The sequence below is a fragment of the Pseudomonas brassicacearum subsp. brassicacearum genome (genome assembly GCF_008801605.1).
Lineage (GTDB): Bacteria > Pseudomonadota > Gammaproteobacteria > Pseudomonadales > Pseudomonadaceae > Aquipseudomonas > Aquipseudomonas brassicacearum.
Genome location: NZ_VZPJ01000048.1, coordinates 1 through 466, shown reverse-complemented (window position 1 = coordinate 466; position 466 = coordinate 1). Strand labels below are relative to the sequence as shown.

1 protein-coding gene and 1 pseudogene are annotated in these 466 nt (G+C 42.3%); both read right to left on the bottom strand.

From position 1 onward, the window contains the following. Positions 1–72 (bottom strand): Fe(2+)-trafficking protein (locus F7R20_RS31485; RefSeq protein WP_151180640.1); only part of this gene is annotated, 72 nt, incomplete at its 3' end. Between the two features lie 26 nt (positions 73–98). Then, positions 99–466: pseudogene (locus tag F7R20_RS31480) on the bottom strand (argininosuccinate lyase); the annotation flags it as partial.

Below are 466 nucleotides of genomic sequence, written 5' to 3'. Positions count from 1 at the left end.
ACCGGGGAATGGTGCAAAGTCTAAACCTTCCATTTCAGCCTGATATTTACGGCAAAAAACTTGTCGAGACATATCAATACTCCATTTAACTTGAACAGTTATGCGTAAAGTTTTTCTAAACGAGCGTGTGCACGTTCAATCGCAGCTTCAACTTGAGCCGGTGCCGTACCACCAATGTGGTTACGGGCATTGACTGATGCTTCCAAAGTTAATGCTTTTTCAAATACATCCGCTTGAATCAAGTCAGAGAATTGCTGAAGTTGCTCAAGTGTTAATTCAGATAAGTCTTTACCTTCTTGAACACCTAGTGCAACGGCTTTACCTACAATTTCATGTGCATCACGGAATGCAACGCCATTTTTAGCTAAGTAGTCAGCAAGATCAGTTGCTGTAGAGAAACCACGAAGTGCTGCTTCGCGCATGATTTCAATGTTTGGTACTAATGCTGGGATCATATCCGCAAAGG